This window comes from Pseudomonas lini (genome assembly GCF_030812475.1).
Taxonomy (GTDB): domain Bacteria; phylum Pseudomonadota; class Gammaproteobacteria; order Pseudomonadales; family Pseudomonadaceae; genus Aquipseudomonas; species Aquipseudomonas lini_A.
This window is the reverse complement of the sequence record NZ_JAUSSR010000032.1, coordinates 1-1,839: the sequence shown is the minus strand read 5'-3', so window position 1 is coordinate 1,839 and position 1,839 is coordinate 1. Positions and strand designations below refer to the sequence as shown.

Here is a 1,839-nt window from a genome sequence, read left to right as displayed (position 1 = left end):
AATCGGCATAGGGGACGGTCTTCATAGACCGTACCCCTGCCACACCACCCGGCATGCGGGTCCGCACCGGGCGGTTCGAGAGATTGAGGTTATGAGAGTCGCACCAGTCCCAGCCTGTCAAACCACGCTATATCCAGCACTCGATTCAGTTCAAATCGGCTGTTACGCCACCAGCTATGCGAGTTGGCTGCCACTTTCCGGGCCGTTTGGCTGCTGGCTCCCAGCGCCCTCAGTTCGCGGTAGATCGTCGCTCCACGCCTCCATTGCTTAAGCTGGATCGCTCGCAGTCGGTGTCGCATCCACTCGTCCAGCTCTCGCCAGACTCTCGGGGTTTGCGACAACCCAAAGTAAGCTTTCCAGCCCAAGAGATAGGGTCGTAGATTTTCGACGACCTGCCGCATACTGCGGCCTCCTGAACGGCGGGTCAGCTCGCGTATCCGCTGCTTGAACTGCTTGCGCGCCTTGGTCGCCACGGCTCTTTTGACGCCCTTGGGCGACGCCCAAAAGGCATATCCCAGAAACTTGCGACCAAATGCACTCGTCACCGCACTCTTGCTCTCGTTGACGCTCAAGTGCAGCTTTTCATACAGACGCTTCAGCAAAGCCATCACCCGCTGCCCGGCCTTGCGGCTGCGAACGTACACATTCGCATCGTCGGCATAGCGCACGAAACAATGACCTCGGCACTCAAGCTCCCGATCCACTTCGTCCAACAGCACATTCGCCAACAACGGCGACAGCGGGCCGCCTTGCGGCGCCCCGCAGCGACTTTTCTCGACCACGCCATTGATCTGCGTTCCTGCATCCAGATACGCCCGAATCAACCGGATAACCGCCCGATCCGCAATCCGTTTACGTAAACGATCAATCAAAATATCGTGATCGACCCGGTCGAAGAACTTTTCCAGATCAACATCCACCACCACTTTGCGCCCCGAGGACACATACCGCTGAGCCGCCAAAACGGCGTCCTGCGCGCAACGTCCCGGACGAAAGCCGTAGCTGTGTTCACTGAAAGTCGGATCGAGTAACGCCTGCAAGACTTGCAGCAGCGCTTGTTGGATCAGACGGTCAGTGACCGTCGGAATACCCAGCTCACGCTCGCCACCGTCAGGCTTGGGAATGACCACACGTCGTACCGGACTGGGCCGGTAGACGCCTGAAAGGAGATGCTCGCAAATCACTGGCCATTGAGTCAGCAAGTGCTCGGCCGTCTGTTCAATATCCAGACCGTCGACTCCCGCTGCCCCTTTATTGGCCTTGACTCGCTTCCACGCCCGCTTCAGGTTTTCTCTCGCAAAGGCCCGTTCCAGCAGCCCTTGCCCCGCGCTATCGGATTCATCTTGCGGGCGATTGACCTCGTCGCTGATGGGGCTTCTCACGGTTTCACCGCTCGCGTCCTCACATCCGCCCCGCGTTTGGCAGGCATCTGACTTCCGGTCGTTCGCATCAACATGGCCTATAACGCTTTCTCTCGTTCGGCCCTTCGTCAAAAAAAAAGATGACTACTACGGCCTCTGCTGACTTCTCGCTCCGGTTTGCACCGTCGCCCTTTCAGGCACAAGGCGAGATCTCCCCAGGTAAGAACGCAATCCTTCCCCGCACAACCGCCGGATTTACGCAGCCTGATCCTTGACCACAAGAGCTTCGCGGTTTACGGCCCGCTCGCCCTGATCGGCTTCGCCTTGTATCCGGTTCTTGTCCATCGGCTCGCAGTTTCGATTCACGCTTCCTTCCCACACTCGGTCACCCTCATGCAGTTGCGCTTCACTTCGTTCGCTGTGGCCAGCTTACGGCGGGACTTTCACCCACAAGATTGCGCCCATGCTGGGCGCACCA

At 58.6% G+C, this 1,839-nt stretch carries 1 protein-coding gene; it reads right to left on the bottom strand.

Annotation, left to right across the window (positions count from 1 at the left end):
• Nucleotides 1–89 precede the first annotated feature (89 nt).
• Complete coding sequence (gene ltrA, locus J2W17_RS31010) at nt 90–1,382, bottom strand: group II intron reverse transcriptase/maturase (protein ID WP_307344147.1); 1,293 nt, start codon at nt 1,380–1,382, stop codon at nt 90–92.
• Nucleotides 1,383–1,839 lie beyond the last annotated feature (457 nt).